The organism is Dyadobacter psychrotolerans (genome assembly GCF_004349265.1).
Taxonomy (GTDB): domain Bacteria; phylum Bacteroidota; class Bacteroidia; order Cytophagales; family Spirosomataceae; genus Dyadobacter; species Dyadobacter psychrotolerans.
Genome location: NZ_SMFL01000004.1, coordinates 46,641 through 65,566, shown reverse-complemented (window position 1 = coordinate 65,566; position 18,926 = coordinate 46,641). Strand labels below are relative to the sequence as shown.

Sequence of the window (18,926 nt, the reverse complement as noted above, 5' to 3'; positions counted from 1 at the left end):
GTTCCCGTTCTTTTTATTTAGAGTCGGCACCTGTAAGTTTGATTCTTAACGGGTCGGTTCTGTCATAGATGTTATTTTAGGTTTAAGGGGTTACAATGATCGACTTTCCTTCTATTCTGAATTTGACGCCGCTGAGTGATAAAATCTTTAAAACTTTTGAAACATTACCGTTTCTGGGCAACCGACCTGTGAAGGTTTCTTTTCCCGGATTTCCCTCGTAGGTCACATCCACATCGTACCATCTGGAAATTTGTCGCATAATATTTTCCAGATTATCATCCTGAAACTGAAAGTAACCGTTTTTCCAGGCCATCTCTTTTTCGGTATCTATATTGTCAAATACACCGATATGATCCGAGATCATTTTTACACGTGCCTGTTGGCCTGGTGAGAGCATGGCCGATTTCCCTGCCCTGCTTACCTTTACCGAGCCCTGAAGCAACGTGGTTTTCAAAACTTTTTCATCCGTATAAGCCATTACGTTGAAGTGCGTACCTAAAACAGCAATCTGCGTTTGCCCGGCCTTAACCACAAAAGGCATTTTCTGATTGTGGGCCACCTCAAAATAAACTTCACCGGTAATTTCCACGGCCCGTTCTTTGCCGTTGAAAGCGGTTGGGAACCTTAGGCTCGAAGCCGCATTTAACCAGACCTTTGAGCCGTCGGGCAGAATGATGTGGTATTGGCCGCCCTTAGGTGTGGTAACTGTATTAAAGACCACATTTTGATCCGCACTGCCCGTTGGGTTGTTGTATACGAGTTCTCCTTTTTTTGATTTGGTAACGCTGGTATTTCCCTGACTGGCCAAATTACCATTCTGTGCGCTGTCAAGAATAATACTAGAACCATCACCAAGTGTGAGCACCGCTTTATTTGTCCCTGGCGCAATATCTGCCGGTTGCGCTGCCGGTACAGACAACCTGGCGAGCTGCCCCTGATCTCTGCCTGACCACCAATATAGGCCAAGCGACAAGATAAGCACAGCCGCTGCGGCAATTTTTGCCCACAGATACCGCCTCGCAGTTTGATCTTCAAGATCCTGATGCTCAAAAGTTTCAACTGTGGAAGGTAGGATATTACTTAAAACCCTTTCGGAAACCTGCGAAGACATTTTAATTTCGCTCTCAAAGCTCTCCCATTCATCTTGCAGCGCCACAGCAAGTATGTGATCAGGATTTTGTTCGATCCACACAGAAAGCTCCTTTTTTTCTTCTTCGGTGCATGCGCCGTCGAAGAATCTTTTTGTCAGATATTTTATCCGGTCGGTATACATAATCTATATCTGTATTGCTCAGGGTCACTTATTTTCTGTTCTGCAATTTTGAAATTTGACAAATGTTTTAAACATCAAAATTCAATTACTCCAAATAAAAGACAAATGACAGAGAGCAAGGGACTAGCCGGAAAGAAAAAAAACAGAATTATTTTTTCAAAGCCGCTATACCGGCCAGAATCAGAAGGGTGTCCGAATGACGGCGCAGCTGGGTGCGGATAGTCGACATTGCCTGAACAATGTGGTTTTTAACGGTATTGGGCGAGATTTTCAAAAGGTTGGCAATTTCGTCATGACTTTTACCGTCCTGACGGCTGAGTTGATATACCGCTTTTTGCTGAGCAGGAAGTTTCTCGATAATTTCGCCCAGAATTTTTTCAGTTTCTTTTAGCGCGATCATGTCCTGGGTTTCATTGTGGGCAGAATCATTTAGCTGAAACATTTCAGCAATAATCAGCGTCTCATGCGACATTCTTCTGAAATGGTTAATGACATGATTTTTCGACATCCGAAAAAGATAACTTCCGAAACTGTCAATCTCTGAAAGCGAGCTGCGATCGTTCCAAAGTTTCATAAAGACGTCCTGCACAATATCCTCAGAGAGCATTTCCGATTCAGTGAGCCTGAGAAGGTAGGCGTATAATTTGTGTTTGTAGAGGTGAAACAACGCAGCAAAAGCATTCTCGTCTGACTCAGAGGAGCGCACCAATAATGCCCGTTCGTTATTTACAGTCTGTTCCAACACATTTACAGTTACAATATTAGGATAATGCAAATATCAAAATAACAGTATTTAATTTTAATATAATAGAAAAAACCCAATTAACATTTTATATTCATCAGTACATAACTGAAAACGATGCTATCTTTTAGCTTTTTGCCAGGTGTTATAACCGGATGTTCAATTTAGTACTTCCCTACTAAACCATAATTTTTGCTAAAAGCTTCTGAATACATTTGTACAAACAGCAGGCTGTTTATAGCTGGCTATCCATTCAATTCAATATTGATCCCATTACCTCTAACCATCAAGAACATGGATACAAAAATAACACTTACGCAACCACAGATCGAGTTCTTTGCTGCAAATGGCTATCTGGTGGTAGAAAACCTGATTTCCTTAGAGGAGGTCGAGCGATACAAGACGCTCTACGACGAATTTTTAAGCGGCACGATTAACGTCGGAGCAAATCGGTCGGATTTAGGTGCGAACCTGGGCGATAGCGACAAAGTTGAAAACATCACCCAAATCATGTGGCCAAGTGATTTCCGCCCCGAACTGCTTGAGATGTCTTATCATCAAAAAGCACTTGAGGTCAGCAAACAACTCATGGGAGAAGATCTGGAAATGGATTTTGACATGCTGATCAACAAATCTCCGTATACAAATACCATAACACCCTGGCACCAGGACGAAGCATACTGGCTGAATGTACCCGATAAAAGAGCTGCCAGCTGCTGGCTGTCGCTGGATCACGCCACATTGGAAAGCGGTTGTATGTGGTTTGTTGCCGGCTCAAATCTTAAAGAGGTAAGACCGCATACCTTTGCAGCCAAAAAAGGCGGCGCTTTGATGTGCACGGCCAGCGAAGAGGAAGCAATAGCGATAGAACTAAAACCTGGCTCATGCACCTTTCACCATGGAAGAACCTTGCATTACAGCCGGGGAAATTCGACCGATGGACAGCGCCGTGCATTCATTGTTAATTTCCGCCCTGCTGAGATGATCCGCTATGAAAGGGCCAACGGCTTTGATCACGGCAGACAAAATGCAGCAGACCGTCAGTTGAAAAACGATGAATTCATAAAATAACCGGTAGCTCTGATCGCGAAATGGTAGATTCAATCAATTTTACGGAAGGCAAACAGTCCAGATACATTGTCATCATCGGCACGCTATTTTTTGTGTTTGGTTTTGTCAGTTGGCTTAATGCAGTACTGATTCCATATTTTAAACTAGCTTGTCAGCTCACCACACAGCAGGCGATGCTGGTTGCATTTGCCTTTTATATTTCCTATCTGATCATGGCCCTGCCATCTTCTTATATCATCAAAAAAACCGGATATAAAAACGGCATGGTGCTTGGTTTATGGATCATGGCAGCCGGCGCGCTTATTTTTATTCCCGCTGCCGCGGCCAGAGCATATAGTCTTTTTTTATTAGGACTCTTCGTGCAGGCAACCGGTTTGACGCTGCTTCAGACAGCTGCTAATCCGTATGTGACCATTTTAGGACCGATCGAGAGCGCGGCGATGCGTATGAGTGTGATGGGGGTTTGTAACAAGGTAGCCGGCGCCATTGCTCCTTTGCTGCTGCTGAGTGCTGTCTCAAAGGACCCTGACGAGATTGACCGGCTTTCGGCTGCCCTGCCAACTTTATCGATCATTCAGCAAAATCAAATGCTTGACGAGTTGGCCGCCAGACTGATTGTTCCCTACATCGCTTTGACGATTGTGCTACTAACTCTGGGTATTCTGATCAGGCTTACAAGTTTACCTGATATTGCCGATGAGCCCGAGATCGATTTCACCGATGATCAGACCGCAAAAAAAACCAGTCTGTTTCAGTTTCCACACCTGATATTGGGGGCCGTAGCTATTTTCTGCGGCGTGAGTGTTGAAGTGCTCGCAGTAGATACGATCATCAATTACAGTGAGTTTCAGGGAACGTCTTTTAAAGAAGCTAAATTCTTTTCAACCTACACGCTGCTGATCATGATTATCAGCTATATATTCGGAATTTTTGCCATTCCTAAATTCATCAGTCAACGCAGGGCTTTGCTTTTCTCAGCAGGCATCGGGATTCTGTTTACAATCAGCGCGATGATTTTGACCGGTAAAACCTCTGTTTGGATGATTGCTTTGCTGGGATTGGGAAACGCGCTGATATGGCCCGCAATTTGGCCGCTTGCTATGCAAGGACTGGGAAAATTCACCAAGTCAGGATCTGCTCTTTTGATTATGGGTATCGTTGGAGGGGCGGTCTCTCCGCTGTTTTATGGACAACTCAGTGACAGTTTTAACCCTCAGATTGCATATATACTTCTGCTGCCTTTCTACCTGTTTCTTTTGTATTATGCAACGTCGGGCTACAAGGCTGGAAAAGCTACGATTTAAGCCGGGAATCGAAATTTCTTTCAGCCAGAGTTAACCTTTTGTATTCCAAAGGAGTGATTCCGGCATACTTCTTAAAGACGGTAGTAAAGTATTGGCTGGAAGAAAAATTTAGCTCAAAGGCGATATCTGCAATCCTTCTATCGGTCTTTTCGCACAAAGTTTTCTTGGCCTTTTCAATTCTTTTTCTTTGGATGTAATCCATCGGTGTGATGCCAATGTGTTCTTTAAACCATTTTTTGAAATGGGATTCAGAAATATGATGATGATCTGCAAGAATTTGAATCGACAGATCGCTCTTTAAATGATCATCGATATATTTTTTGACTCTCTCAAGCCGCAAGTCATCACCTGCCGCAGCTCCGGTTACCTCTGCGGCGGCGGCGGCACATTCAATAATGCATTGCAGCAAGCGCGCAAGCTGGACATGAACAGACAACACCGAATAAGGGCTCATCGGCGATTGGCAAAGCTGAAAGATTTGCTCAAATCCATTTTTAATCAGCGCATTGCCCTTAAAATGCCGGCATGGGAGCGACAATAACTTACCAAGGAAAGCCTGCGCGTTTAAACCGGCATATCCTAAAAATTCAGCTCCACTTTCCGGGATGCGGATCTGTAGCCAATAAATTGCGCCTTTTGCTTCGGGATGATTAGCGCTGCTGTGTGGCTCGCCGGGAAAGGTGACAAAAACATCTCCGCCGTGCACTTCGTATTGCTGCTGGTTGACCTCGTAGACCTGGGCGCCGTTATCGCAATATACAAATTCAATGATGTGCTCATGAGCATGCGTTTGCAGATGGCTTCGCGCGCCATTGTAAACATATTTTCCAAGCAGCACCGCGCTTTGAATGCCCAGTTCTTTCAGATTTACGATACTGCGTTCCAAGTCAGTCCCAACCGCTTTCATTCTATTCGCTTTTACCCGGTATTTAAAATTCTTTTCTGTTAAGCGTTAACTTCCACGGGCTCAATCTTGGGTGTCAGTAAATGTATCGCCAGCCAAGCAATAAGAAAAGAAACACTGCAGACGAGAAATATGACATTATAGCCTGCTACCAAATTGCCGATGCCTTTGTAATAATCCAGTATAACACCAATAAACAAAGGAAACAGCACCCCGCCGATCGCACCGGCCATCCCGCCAATACCAATTACTGAGCTGACAGTATTTTTGGGAAGCATATCAGACACGATGGTATAAATGTTGGAGCTCCAGGCAGCATTTCCCGCAACAGCAAGGCCGATCAATCCCACCGCTGCCCAGACATCACTCACAAAGCGTGCGCCGATGATAGGCACCACACACAGCGCTGCAATAAACAAAGCCGCTTTTCTTGATTTGGAAACACTCCAGCCTTTTTTGATAAACCATGATGAAAGAAGACCTCCCCCAACAGCGCCCAGAGTCGCCGCAGAATATACAATCACCAGTGGAAGTCCCGGCTTTTTAAGATCCAGATTGAAGGTTGTACTAAAATAAGAGGGCAGCCAGAAAAGGAAAAAGTACCAAATCGGATCGGTCAGAAATTTACCGGCGATAAAAGACCAGGTTGCTCTTAAAGAGAATAGCGCACCCCAGCTGATTTTATGTTTGGCAATGCCGTTGCTCAAATCCGTTTCTGCCTGTTTTTCCGACTCGGTATCATCGATTCGGATATAGGCCAGTTCGGCAGCGGACAATTTGGGATGTTTTTCTGGCTGCTTGTAAATTAGCCGCCATGCAATCAGCCATAAAAAACCAATGGCGCCTGTAATTATAAAAGCCGCTTTCCATCCATAAATTCCCAAAAGCCAGGGCACCATAATCGGTGCGACGCAGGCTCCGATGTTGGAGCCTGAATCGAAAATCCCTGTGGCCAGCGCACGTTCTCTTTTAGGAAACCATTCGGTGACCGTTTTGACAGCTGCCGGGAAGTTGCCCGACTCGCCAATACCCAAAGCAGCCCTTGCAATACCAAAACCCAGGGTACTGTTTACCAGCGCGTGGCACATGGCAGCAATGCTCCAGATGGTCACCGAAATGGTGTATCCCGATTTGGCCCCTATCTTATCGACAATCCTTCCAAAAACAACCAGCCCGATCGCATAGGTCGCAGAGAAAGCCATGACGATATAGCTGTAATCACTTTCTGTCCAGTTGTACTCGGTTTCCAGCACCGGCTTTAGAAGTCCAAGAACCTGTCTGTCGAGATAATTGATCGTTGTGGCAAAAAATAGCAGCGTGCAAATCGCCCACCTGTAACTTCCGGTTGTATTGTTTATCATAATCAGATTAAGAAAGAGGCTTTAAAGGCTTAAGGTACCGACAATTCTTGTTAGAATCATCAATCAAAGGTGAGTACAGACGCCTGTGTCTGTGCATCCAGGTCAGCTGCACTTTCAGTATCTAAAAACAGATACGCATTCGAAAGTGTGCGCAGAATTGTCGAAGGATATTTCACGGATATCTCATCATTTAATGTATGGAACACGGCCTGTGCTTTTGAAGGACCTGGTACCATACTGTAAATGGCCTTTGCTTTCAGTAAAGCAGGAACCGTAAGCGTGTAAGCATACGAAGGAACCTGACTTACATGTTCAAAACAGTCCTCATTGACCTGCTGTTGTCTGCTTTCGACGGCCAGCTCGACAACCTTGACGAGTCTGTTTTCATTAAAATCTGCCATATAAGGATCATTAAAGGCCAGATGCGTATTTTCTCCGATGCCCATGCAGGTAATATCGGTCGGATATTTCATCAGCAGTTCACTGTAACGTTCACATTCGGCCTGAGTATCCTCTGTGCTGCCATCCAGACAAAACACGTTGGCAAAAGGAACCTTATTGAAAATCTGCTCTCCTAAAAAGTAAGAAAAATGCTGTTTGGCACCTTTTGGCAGTCCGATGTACTCATCCATGTGAAAAGCGTTGATGCGCTTCCAGTCTACTTGCAGCTTGATCAGTGTAGCAAGAAATTCATTTTGTGAAGCCGCGGCGGCAAAAATGATATTGACCATTTGCTGCTTATCGAGCAGTTCATTTATTTTTTCTGCCACCATTTGTGCGGCATATTCTCCCAGCTGTTGTCGGTCTTCAAAGATCATCACATTCAACTGATCCGCTGTTGCTTTTTTAACGATTGACATTTTTTGTGTATTTTGATTTATTGTCTTATTCTACTTTGTACTTAGGATCAGAATCTGAATTTTACACCCGCGCGGCCCCAGAAAGAATAAAATTGCTTCTGATAAATCCGCTCACGCTCGCCGAAGTAATCCGTTTGCGGCGCTTTGGTAAGGTTTTGTGCTTCGGCATAAATAGAAAATCTCTCGGTAATACGGTAGGAGGCGTTGGCATCGATCTGAATTCTGTCATGACGAACGACATCGGTTGCATCCTGATCACCCAAAAGCACCGTGTAAGCACCGTTATAGTTTAGGTTACCCTGGATCGTAAACTTTTTATGGTTGAATGAAAGCGATCCGTTGGCGGTGTGATCAGCCTGTCCGGGAAGGCGAAGATCCTTGCGGAACTGGGCATCTGCACTTGAATGGGTGTAGGTGTAGTTGGCAAGCACGGAAAGTCCTTTCAGAATACCTGGCAAAAACGTAAGATTGGCCTGAACATTCAGCTCTACACCATATACATTGGCATTGTCACCATTAAGTGTTCTGAACCATCTCCACCCTTCATACCGCTGCGCACCCTCGAATTCATTTCCTGCCAGGGCAAAGACGCTGTTGTATTGAAACTTATTGATTTTTTTGTAAAACACTCCTCCTGAAATAATTCCTAGGTTGTTGAGGTATTTTTCATACATCAAATCAAGATTGGTAGCAAATGCAGGTTTAAGCTCGGGGTTACCGTCTGTTACCGTTTCGCTGAGAATACTGATCATGCGGCCTGGTACCAGGTCGACGAAATTAGGCCGCGAATAGCCGTAAGTCAGCGCAGCACGTAACAAAGAGGATTTATCAAGATCGTATTTGAACTGGATATTGGGAAGCACCTTGATGTAGTCATTCTTTTTTCTGTTCGGGGCTGTCGATACCCAGTTACCCTCGGCGTTGGTTTCAATGATGTTTCCTTTGTAGTCTACATTGGTTTTTTCAATGCGAGCTCCCAACAGGAACATGAGTTTATTAAACTGGATCCTGTTCATCACATAGGCCGAAGAAACTGTTTCGACTGCATCGTAATAGTAAGAATCAATGCTGTTTCTTGTCGCGCCCACATTGATGGGGAAAAGGCTTGTACCTAAATTGGCATCCAGAAAACTGATCGTTTTGTCCTTATCCACACCCAGACCAAAATTGGTATTGCCATCAAGCAGCTCAGATTCAACCTCGGGATTTCCGCTGAAATTCGTTAGGCTTCCTGCCGCAGCAGCACCTGCATAGGTCGTAACGATCGTTTCATTAGGACGGAACCTTTGGTTATGCATACGCTTTAACTTGGCTCCAGCCTTAAAGAATGCTGTGTTAGAACCGATTTTGTAAGGCACACTCGCGTTCAGACGGGCGGTAAAATTCTTTCCGTTTGTCGTCCACCAGTCTCTTTCCACCGTGTTGTAGGTGTATAGAGAGGCGTTGTTTTTCCAGTCGGTGCCGTATGCAGAAAGATAATCCGTGCTGATATCGGAGATAGAGAGCGGAATATTACCGGTAATGAAATTGTATATACCAGACTTGTTTACAAACTCTGATTCGTTCATAAAAACGCCCGCATCCAGTTTCACAGCGCCGATGAGAGTTTCTCCCTGGATATTAAAGTTCAGATTGCTGTTGTCTTCTGTCGCTGCTTTGATCTCATTGTATCCCCGCCCTCTTGAATTTGTATATTCACCCTTTTCATTGAGCACGTTTCTGGCCGTCTGCATTCTGGTACGCTTGCGGTAACGAGTCAGCTCATTGTTATGATTGCTGTACATCACATTGGCAACAATGCTGGTAGTGGGGCTGAAATTGTAATCGATTGTAGCCGATGTACCTGTTCTGGTGCGCTGGTTTTCGACGTATAAAAGGCGGATATCGGTCGGAAAATAAATGCTTCCTTTTCCGTAATCATTGGCTTCCCAAACTTGCGAGCGGATTTCGTCGTAGCCGTTTTTAGTGCGAAAATAACTGCCCGTTGCCATAATGCCCAGTTTTCCGTTCGGATTTCTATCATCGGCAAAAAACCTTTTGCCGACAGATATATTTCCGATCCCGTTCAAATTGCTACGCAGATTGTTATATCCCGCGCCCAAATCAATTGATAATCTTGGTTTTAAAGAAGTTGCCGTAGGTGTTTTCATATTTATCACACCAGCAATCGCATCACCGTCCAAATCAGGTGTCAGGGTTTTAACCACTTCCATCGAAGCAAGTACATTGACCGGAATCACATCGAGCTGCGCGTTACGCGAACCATCTTCCTGGGTTCCCATGATCTGTTCGCCGTTGACGTTGATGTTGGTAAAATTGCCAGGCGTTCCCCGCATCTGTACAGTAGCTCCCTCTCCGCTGCTGTTTCTTCCGATCGTCACACCCGGAAGACGCTGCAAGGATTCAGCAACGTTCAGATCCGGAAATCTTCCCATCAGATCAGCCGATATAACCTGTTTGATGTTATCTGAATTCCTTTGCTGGTTAAGTGCTTTTCTTTGTCCTTCCTGATTGGCCGTAACCGTCACCTCACCCAGATTCAGATCCGCCGATTTGAGGTTAATGTTTAAAAAAACGGTTTTTCCGGCAACGACGGTAACCTCTTGCTCGGAAGGCTGGAAACCCATGTAATTCACAGAGATCGTCTTGACGCCTGCCGTCAGATTCAAAAGCGTGTAGTTGCCTGAAAGATCGGTGGCCACACCCACAGTGGTTCCTTTTAAAAAGACTGAGGCACCTGGTAAAATCTCACCATTGGCGCCTGTGATCTGGCCTTTCACATTACCCGCCTGCTGGGCCATGGAGGGATTAGCCCAGAAAATAATCATCAGCGCCGTGAGCATCCCCACTGTGAGGGTACAGCATTTTTTAAGTAGATTTTTCATATACAGAATATTGGGATAAAGGATTGTAAGATTTATTTGAATTTATAGGCGATGTAATCCACCAGGAAACGAAGGGCAAAGATGCTTCCCGTATCGCGGTTGGTCAGCCATACTTTACCGTTTTTGAACCGGGTGCGTGTTTCCAGCACAGCTCCTCTCAGATTCGGATCCGGGTGATTGGAAGCGTACCGGTTTTGCAAAAGCCAGCTTGCGGATTTTTCAATGTTTTTATCAAACTGTTTGTATCCGTTTTCGGAGAGCTGAATCCAGACAATACCTGCCAGGGCAGCTGCCGAGCCTGTCACAGAGCCTTTGTCTGGTTGTCTGCCGTTGAGGTAATTGTCATAAAGCATCGTTCCGTCCTTCTGCTGCGCCTTGGCGAAAACCTGAGCTGTTTTTGCCGCAGCATCGAGGTATTTTCTGTCTCCGGTCAGTTTAAAGGCTTCAATCAGCGACTCTGCATACCATAGCGAGAACCGTGGGTGAAACGATCTTTCCTGGGCAGAATTGGGCATAAAACTCATCCAAACACCCTCAGAGCCTTGTTTCTCAAGCAGACTGTTACAAAGGTTGATGAAGGCATCTTTGAATTTTTTGTCCCCTGAAAATTCAAACGCATCTTTAAAAAGCCAGCCTTCTGTATTGGGCCGTGAGACATCAAACAACTCCTGCTTTTCTTTTCCCTTCCAGAATGGACTGTATTCTTTAAGTACTTCTCCGGTTTTGGCATCTACATTATCATAGCAAATCCCTTTTTCCGCATCGTACATATTTTTCATCATCCAGTAAGCAGCAGAGGTCGCCACCTTGGCATATTTGGGATTTTTAGTCACCCTTGAAAGCTCATAGATACCAGGCGTTCCGTCTGAAACAGTTGCAAAAACGATAAAATCCTCGCCGATCGAATCACCATGACGGGCGTTGACCATGCCCTTTAAAACAGGATGGTCTTTAATCTGCAGTCCTGCCCACCAATCACCTCCCCGCGTTGCTGCGGCCAGATATTTTTTATTACCGGTTTGTTTGTAGGCTGCAAGCAGCGCATTGACGGCCTGGCCTGTATGCCAGGGCACCTCATAGTCATACCATTTCCCTTCGGTGATGTTGTAATCACATTTTGATTTACCTTCCGCATCCAGCATCACTTCGGAAACATATTTTGCGATCTGGTCGATGGCCAAAACCACATCCTGCTTTTTTGTCTGGGCGTTTGCCGAGCATGTCCCCAGGACAAGCAACAGCAAAAGTGTCCGGTAAAAACTCCGGTTACTATTCTGCATCATACGTTTTGTTTTTAGAATTGGTCTGATATTTATGTTTACTGTTTACCACCTGCACACCATCTGCCAGCCGCATGCTGAAACGCCAGGGCGCGTCGTTTCTGGCCGGGATTTTCAGCAGAAAAAGATGATTTCCCTTACTTAAGGAAAGTGCAATTTTCTGCTCAGCCGGCCCTTTTTTCCGGGCGGATATCACCGCTACTTTTTTTCCATCACAGAAAACTTCGCTGCCGCCAGGGGCGTTCACAAAGGCCTCGGTGACATCCTTTCCCGATACATTCAAAGTGCAGTAAGCATAGGCAGTGGCCGGCGTTTTTTTTCCGAAATATTCAGTCAGATCAATCATCGATCCACTTTTTGAAGCGAATTTATGCCAGCGGTAATTCTTGCCTTTGTAGACTGCTATACCACCCGGAATGGGCGGCTTGTTATACTCTGCATTTTCTGAGTACATAAAAGCTGGAACAGTTTGCTTGGTCCCGGAGGGAAAAGGTCCTGTCAGCAACCAGTACTGAAAATACGTGTACGGGGTTTGGTAAATAGCCAGGCCGATCTGATCAGCGGCAGGCAAATTCAGTTTAGCGCCGGCAGATAAAGCGGTATTTTTTAAAACCTGCTCCAAAACGGCGATCTGCCCGATTTTTGTATCGTAAGGTGCCGTAACCACATCCAGCCAATACTCCTGGTTTTCCGCTCTCCAAAGCTGGCGGAAATTATCCCGAAGAATCACATATCTGTCTTTAAGCTGTTTTAAGGTATCCGAAGACTGTATCAGCAGGCTCCGTGCCTGCTCCAAACGGATGTCTTTTAGTTTGATCGCCTGACGGTAAACAGCGGCCTGACTGGCCAGAAGCCTACGGGTATCGATCATGATTTTGTATTGTGCTATCGTGTGGGCAACGGCCGTAATATCGCTGGTGTTGAAACTGGCCATACTGCCAGCGAGAAGATCAGAAGCCTGATCAAGGATCTTTTCTGCTTTTTGCAGATCTGTGTTGTTTAGCCAAAGCTGCTTTCCTTTTTCAGGCACAATCTGCTGCTGCCATAAAAGATCGTTTAGATTGTAAGTCAGCGGCAAACTTCTGAGCTCCAATAATTTAAAGACGGCCTGGACATAATTGTCATTATCTGAGCCATAAGCAGCCTTACTGTATCTTAAGTCGAATGATTTTTCGTTGGTTGTCTTCAGATTCCAGCTCTTTTCCGCCGCGGCGTACACCCCATACCAGTCAGCTGAGAAAAGATAAGCACCTCCATCGTCCCAGAGCGTGGTGAAAGCACCCGTAGCGCCATTGGCTTTACCCTGCTGGATAAACCCTTTGATATTGGATTTGGCCATGAGCATGTCGGGAAACATCCGGTAAGAATTTAAAACACCCGGGCAAACCATAAATTCTAGTCCGCGGCTGGCAAAGGGCTTGATCCATTTGTCATATTGATCGTTCGAGCCATATTCCCACGTGAGATAAACCACATCTTTTGGCAGCATGTCGGGAATCTTCTCGTACTGAATGGCCACATCACCCCACAGCATCATCTTTTTATTATGAGCCTTTAAAATGCCATACAAAAAGTTAAGATGATCAGCATAAAACCGGTCTGCTCCGATGCTGTCGATGTAGGCCTTCGACTTTCCCTTGTTCAGATCAAAAGTCTCATCGCAGTTCACATTAAACCACGGCGCGCTAAAAGCATCACAAAGCTCGCCGATCACATCTTTCAAAAATGCCTGGGCTTTCGGGTCAACTGGCGAGATCAGCGTGCCGGTCTCGCCCATTGAGCTATATTGGGGCAATGCCAGAATCTTTTCAAAATGGCCAAAAGACTGAAAGCTGCCGATGAGCTTGATATGAAATTTCTCAGCATAGGCTGATAATTCCCTGATCTGATCGATAGTTAGCTTTCCGTTTTCAGGTGCAAAATCGGGATGGGAAAGCGGCTGGACGACATGTTCGATGTAAAATGAAAGGTAGTTGATCTTCAACTCTGCCATCCTTGCAATTTGTTCTTTGATAAAACCAACTTTGGAAATGGGCCCTCTGCTGATATCATCAAAGATGACTCTTGTGGCAAAAGCGGGCCAGTCCGCAATAAAAACCTCATGCTTCCATTCTGCGCGAGTCAATTGCCGAAGACTTTGAAGACCATAAAAAAGACCTGTTTCGCTGTTGGCGGCAATCATTATTTTATTTCCGGCTGCCATCAGTATATAACCTTCATTGCCGATGCTATCCTGATAGCTTTTTGCCCGGGCCCAAAATTCCGGCTGCTGTTTTGCGTCTTTGATAAAAAACAGCTCAACACTTAGCTGCCCTGACTGGCCGGAAGTTTCCATCTGAGACTTAAAATCTTGCCAGTGCGACCGCAGCCTGTCTGACTGCTCCGGGCTAAGCGCTGTTGTTTTAAATGCTATGTTTGACGTGTAATTAAAAACGCCGGCAGTCTGGGCTACAAACTGAGGATAAGGCAAAACGGGCAGCATCTGCGCTTCGCTATTTTGAGCGGGCAGTACTTGCGAAAGCCTGCCTGACGCTACGGCAAGCTGGGGTTGCAGCAGTACAAACTGAAAGAGTAAAAAAAGAATCTGCCTAATCATGATGTTGTCTTTTAAAACCAGGATGTGTGTAGCTTACGGCCGCTGTATTGTTATATGAATTCACTTCCTGCTGAGCATACTTTACCTGAATGGTGATCTGGTAGCTTCCTGGTTTTGGTGTAAATCGAAAAACAGAAGTCCTACTGCGGGCAACAAGATCGTTTGGCGCCTGAATTGCTTCAAGCCGGCAGCTATCAGCCGGCAAGCCGTTTGTGATCAGATAAACCATCGCGGGAGCCGAAGGCGCGTTGCCAATGTTATGAACCGTATATCGAACCTGCTGATCCCCTATCGTTTGATCAGATTCGGAAACAACGATATCGGCCCTGGCGATGGCGATATCTGGCAGCGCTATTGCGTTTTGTACAATCTGACTTTTTCTGGTTATTTCAACTAACACCTGCCGTTTTGCAGCAAGCTTGATTTTCACCTTCCCTACCCGCTCAGTGATCGTAACCAGTTGCTCACTTACTGACTTGTCAGCTACCGCGTCATCATTTTCATCCAAGCCAACACTGACTTTATAAACACCCGGCGTAAGCATCCAGGTATTCATTTCCACCTGTTTCTCACCGCCGGCATTGTAAAGAGAAACCAGGGCCGAAGACTTATCTCCCCGGCGGACAAAAACAGCAACATCCGGTCCTGTATTTTTCCAGCTGGCCACCATCGCTGGATATTCAAATCCACGCCCGAAGTGGCCGGTATACATGCCTGTGAGTAAATCACTTCCTCTTACGTAAACCCGGTCTGTGAATTTGGCTTCGCTGGTTAAAAGTGGAAAGTTGTATCTGAGCGAGTTTAAGATGACGTCAAAACCTGCCAGCAGTTGATTCTGATTACCAGTCAGCTGAAATTGATTGTAGGGAGAAGCATATTGTTTGATCAGATCATCATACCGCTCATCGCCGGTCAGCCTGGCCGTCATTGCGAAAATATTGCCAAATGGATTTGCGCCTGCCGTCTTATCCTTCCCTCCGCTGCGCAGCGTATTTTTTACCCATTGCAAAGAGCCCGGTTGGCAGCGGCCAACTTCGCCGTCTTTTGAGCCAGAACGCATCAGGTCGGCGACTTTATTGACCGGATTTAAAAACAAGCTATTGCCCGTAAGCGCGTGCATGCCGGATAGAAAACTGTAAAGCTCACTGATATGGCCAAGATGGTCCCAGTTGTAATAACTATACCTTAAACCGGGCTCATACCATTTGTTTGACTTAGCTGTGATCTTATGCTTTCCAAACCATACAGCAGCTGGGATGATGCCGGCAGGTTTACCGTTTTCCGGTTTGGCGGCATGCTCAACCCAGGCCTTGGCCCACTGTGAAAACTGTTTTAGTAAAACCGGATTCTGGTTATACCACGCTGCCCAAAGCCCGGGTAACAATGCTCTTGCGTTCAGCGGCACATCCGCCCCGTAAACCGGCCCTGTAAGCGTCTGGGTCGCTGAGAGATAATAAGATTTAAAATGCCGGTGTCCCGAGCTGGTGAATGCTGACCAAACAGCGTCGAAATTCTGCATGCTGATCATCGCCCTTTCAACGTAGGCAGGATCTCCATAACGAATCAGAAACATACCCGTGTGTGAATCCCTGAAAAGCTCGGCTGAATGCTCAACATCATCTATTTTTTTATCATAACCCCGCAACAGCGCGCCGCTGTTCCAGATTCCGTCCGCCAGACGTGTGTAGCCGGCCCGGGCCAGACTGTCGTCTGCTCCCAGAATGGCAGGCAGCCACCAGCGGAGCATTTCCACATCATCGGCATACTTGCCTCCAAGCTCTCCGTTTTCAGCCTGGCGGTGCTGCACCCACCAGTGAATTACTTTCAGCATACGGCTGATCGCCTCGTGCTGAAGTACTGCCCACTTTGGAGCATGCTTCATGTTTGCATCCGGCGTGAAGCTATCTTCTATCTGCTGGCCTTTATACATTCTGATCAGCTCATGCTGCGGAAATACGCCGGCCAGCTTATCAAAATACAGTTGCGATCTGTTTTCGTCAAGCAGGTCTGTGTCCTCTTTTGAGAGCCAATAATGTATTTTCGCAAGAAGGTACAATGCTTTATGGTACAGATCATCTGAGGGGTCGGCAACGATCTGATCCAGAAGGTCAATGGCAGCATACATGCGCTGTATCTGGTTCATTTTTGTTTGCGTGACAGACCAGGACCAACCGGCCAGCTCGAAGTAGCGTTCTGCGGTCAATAGCTTTTGCAGTATATTCAGCCGGTTGGCCAGTGCGGTATTGGCCGGGTCGCGGCGTAGCCGCGCATGAAAGGTGGCTGCAATAGCCGTCATCTGTTCCGTTTCAGTTTCAGGTGTATCTAAGAAAATGCTTTCGCTTTTTTCAGAAACAGACCTGAATTCTACGCGGTGTAAACCAATCAGATCAACCTTGCCTACTGCCTTTAGCTCCACAACCGCTCCGGCTTTTCCAATCCTGATCTTTTGCCGGATTGAGCGGTAAGGAAGCCGAAACCATGGAGCCGATAGATTTTCAGTCAGCACCTGACCATTTACAGTGATCATTACCTGCATAAGCTGCTGGCCGGGATGACCGACTGTGATCAACACAAAATATTCGCCGGCTGGAATGTCGGTTTTAAAAGTCATTGTTTTTTTACCGATAACTCCATCACAGAACAAGGTGTCAGCGATTCTGTTATAGAGTGTGTCAAAAGCACTTTCCGGCAAGGCCAACCAGCCATATCCGCGGCCATTACTATAAGCTGCATCGGGACTCACCCGGATAAATCCCTCTTCAAGCCTTGACGAGCTCGTTCCCATATCATACAGGAAGTTGCCCGCCTGCTGTGCGTGCACAGCACAAACACAGAGCAGACTTACAGCCAGAAGATATGGTAAACAGGCTAACCTCAATTGATATACGTTTAATAAAAGTTTACTTCTTACTCCGTTTTTGCCGTAATGTTTTTTGACAGCCTGTCCTTTTGAAGAAAATTAGCTGCCGGAAAATTATATGACTTCGCTGAAATCAACCCATTGGAGCTGTTTTCAACGATGGCCATGACTTGCGATCCGTCACCAGGTTTTACATCATTATCCAATATGGAGAAATCATCGGTATCTGATAGGAAAAATGCCGGGCGCTGTTCGTTGGTCTTGTAGTTTAAAGTAATGCCTGAAATTTTAATCTGTCTGGCATGACGAATGTAAATTCCAAACGCGGGAAGTTTTCCAAACATGGTCCCCTCAGGGTAGGCATCTTCCAATTCCTCTACAACGCGTTTGGCGTCAGCGGCAAGCCCGCCTCCTTGAAAGCTGATGCTGATGTTGCGAAGGGAAATATTTTCAATTGGCGATTTACTTATTCCTGTAAATGAGCAGCCTGTTAGACCTGCGCCGGTTGCGAGCACATTTGAGATGCTGATATTTCGGATTTTACCCAGCCCGGGCTTTGCAGCAGATTCGATGTGTTTGCGGGCCCGGTTTCCCAGCCGGACAAAAAGCGGTACCTCCGCGCCATCTATGACCAGGTTATTGACCGTTACCTGCTCCATGATCCCACCATCGACAATCTCCATGGCCAGCCCGCCAATACCAGCAGGTTTGCCGTAAATGGTCGTAAGCTGAGCCGAAGGCTTGATCACGCAGTTGGTAATAGCAATATTTCGAAATCCGCCGACAGATTCTGTGCCAAACTTGATCGCACTGCAGTGGCTGCTGAGCACGCAGTTGGTAATCGTAATGTGCTCTGATAAAAGCGGCGAAGTGCTTTTTATGGTAATGCCGTCATCATCTGAATCACCGATCACGTTCGATATGGTCACATAGGAGCAGCCATCGATATCGATCATATCATTGTTCTTATTGGAGTGATTCCAAATTTTAATACCGTCAATACGCAAATTTTTGCACCCCAGATAGTGCTGCATCCAAAACGCTGAATTCTGCAGCCGAACATCACGTACCGATACGTTTTCACAGCCGGCAAACCAAAGCAGATACGGCCTGTCCTTGTAGCGGTCGGGCTTTTTTAGGGTAGTTGTTACAAACGAGGCCCCCTGTCCATCAATTGTCCCCTGCCCCTCGATGGCCACATTCTTTTGCCCCTTACAAAATATCAGCGCCTGTTTTGCCCAATCTTCTCCATAAAAGCGGATGCCCGCATTCTGATAGGGATAAAACTTTGTGTTGGGCTGTCCCAGAAGCGTTGCGCCAGCGGATACATGCAGTGTTACATTACTTTTTAAAATCAGTGTACCCGATAGATAAACACCTTTGGGAATATACACCATGCCGCCTGTAAGTGCGCAGGAATCGATTGCTTTTTGAATAAATGCCGTGTTATCCGTTACCCCGTCACCGACCGCTCCGCTTTGGCGAATATCATAGGTCTGCGCGCTAAGCTGTGTTGAAATGACCAACAACAAAGCCGATAAAATACCTATGCTTAAACGTTCAATATTTCTGGTGAGTCCTCTCATTTGTTTCAATAAATTTTTATTAGCGCCCGCTGTAAGCCAAACCAACTAACCCAGGGCTGCAATGTTTTCCCTACATCTACATAAAAGTTTCCAGCATTTATTAACACGCCTTATCCAGTGACTCTTCTTTAATTAATCTCTATTCAAAGTTCGGTCAATCAAAATCGGGCACGTACCCGAAACTTGGTAAAAATAAAATCTGCT

The 18,926-nt window shown here is 45.9% G+C and carries 12 protein-coding genes; 2 read left to right on the top strand and 10 right to left on the bottom strand.

Annotated features, from left to right (window positions below; translation table 11 throughout):
- Nucleotides 1-82 precede the first annotated feature (82 nt).
- A complete protein-coding gene (locus tag E0F88_RS11905; protein WP_131958486.1) occupies nt 83-1,273 on the bottom strand; it encodes a FecR family protein in 1,191 nt (396 codons plus the stop codon).
- Nucleotides 1,274-1,421: 148 nt separating this feature from the next.
- Entirely contained in the window at nt 1,422-2,015 is a 594-nt protein-coding gene (locus E0F88_RS11900; RefSeq protein WP_165940050.1) for an RNA polymerase sigma factor, read from the bottom strand.
- A gap of 294 nt (nt 2,016-2,309) precedes the next feature.
- On the opposite strand from E0F88_RS11900, the gene E0F88_RS11895 reads away from it, so the two are divergent.
- Nucleotides 2,310-3,086 (top strand): phytanoyl-CoA dioxygenase family protein, encoded by a 777-nt coding sequence (locus tag E0F88_RS11895; protein WP_131958484.1) that lies wholly within the window; start codon nt 2,310-2,312, stop codon nt 3,084-3,086.
- Between the two features lie 20 nt (nt 3,087-3,106).
- Nucleotides 3,107-4,390, top strand: a complete 1,284-nt coding sequence (locus tag E0F88_RS11890; protein WP_131958483.1) for a sugar MFS transporter — start codon at nt 3,107-3,109, stop codon at nt 4,388-4,390.
- Here E0F88_RS11890 and E0F88_RS11885 read toward each other — a convergent pair.
- From E0F88_RS11885 to E0F88_RS11850, 8 genes are read right to left on the bottom strand one after another with little or no spacing between them, the layout of a single operon-like run.
- Nucleotides 4,380-5,297, bottom strand: a complete 918-nt coding sequence (locus E0F88_RS11885) for a helix-turn-helix domain-containing protein (protein WP_131958482.1) — start codon at nt 5,295-5,297, stop codon at nt 4,380-4,382. The two genes, E0F88_RS11890 and E0F88_RS11885, sit on opposite strands and share 11 nt — an antisense overlap.
- Nucleotides 5,298-5,335: 38 nt before the next feature.
- Complete coding sequence (locus E0F88_RS11880) at nt 5,336-6,655, bottom strand: MFS transporter (RefSeq protein WP_131958481.1); 1,320 nt, start codon at nt 6,653-6,655, stop codon at nt 5,336-5,338.
- A 59-nt stretch (nt 6,656-6,714) separates the two neighbouring features.
- Entirely contained in the window at nt 6,715-7,515 is an 801-nt protein-coding gene (locus E0F88_RS11875) for a glucosamine-6-phosphate deaminase (RefSeq protein WP_131958480.1), read from the bottom strand.
- A gap of 47 nt (nt 7,516-7,562) precedes the next feature.
- The gene (locus E0F88_RS11870; RefSeq protein ID WP_131958479.1) at nt 7,563-10,400 is read right to left on the bottom strand and encodes a TonB-dependent receptor; all 2,838 of its coding nucleotides are present in this window, start codon (nt 10,398-10,400) and stop codon (nt 7,563-7,565) included.
- 32 nt (nt 10,401-10,432) lie between these two features.
- Nucleotides 10,433-11,683: a glycoside hydrolase family 88 protein gene (locus E0F88_RS11865; protein WP_229213747.1), complete on the bottom strand. Its 1,251-nt coding sequence runs from the start codon at nt 11,681-11,683 to the stop codon at nt 10,433-10,435.
- Nucleotides 11,670-14,276: a glycoside hydrolase family 20 zincin-like fold domain-containing protein gene (locus E0F88_RS11860; protein ID WP_131958478.1), complete on the bottom strand. Its 2,607-nt coding sequence runs from the start codon at nt 14,274-14,276 to the stop codon at nt 11,670-11,672. Before E0F88_RS11860 ends, E0F88_RS11865 begins: the two co-directional genes overlap by 14 nt.
- Nucleotides 14,269-17,154, bottom strand: a complete 2,886-nt coding sequence (locus tag E0F88_RS11855; protein ID WP_131958477.1) for a hypothetical protein — start codon at nt 17,152-17,154, stop codon at nt 14,269-14,271. The genes E0F88_RS11860 and E0F88_RS11855 overlap by 8 nt, the downstream gene beginning before the upstream one ends.
- A gap of 29 nt (nt 17,155-17,183) precedes the next feature.
- Entirely contained in the window at nt 17,184-18,722 is a 1,539-nt protein-coding gene (locus E0F88_RS11850; protein WP_131958476.1) for a glycoside hydrolase family 28 protein, read from the bottom strand.
- Nucleotides 18,723-18,926 lie beyond the last annotated feature (204 nt).